General features: G+C 61.8%; 1 pseudogene. It reads right to left on the bottom strand.

Annotated features, from left to right (window positions below):
• Nucleotides 1-220: pseudogene (locus AAEZ08_RS22995) on the bottom strand (GlxA family transcriptional regulator); the annotation flags it as partial.
• Nucleotides 221-267 lie beyond the last annotated feature (47 nt).

Raw genomic sequence — 267 nt, 5'->3', positions numbered from 1 at the left:
GGATGCGCATCCCGTTGCTGGCGGTGACCGGGTCCAGTGTGGCGCCGATCACCACCGTGCGAAACATCGGCCGGCGCGCCGCCATATTGGCCATGCGCAGGGTTTCCACGGAGGAGGCAAAGCCAATAGTGGTGAAATTGGGAATGACCAGAAAGCCAACGGTTTTCACCGGCCGTTGTTCACCTGCCGGGCCGTCCACGGGCGGCGTGTTCGCCTTCATCAATACTCTCCGCTGTACCATTGACGCGTTCTGCGCAGGTAGCAACC

This window comes from Pseudomonas sp. E45-MNA-CIBAN-0222 (assembly GCF_040310405.1).
Classification (GTDB): Bacteria; Pseudomonadota; Gammaproteobacteria; order Pseudomonadales; family Pseudomonadaceae; genus Stutzerimonas; species Stutzerimonas stutzeri_AC.
The sequence above is the reverse complement of the archived record's forward strand: the minus strand, read 5'-3'. Positions and strand labels throughout refer to the sequence as shown.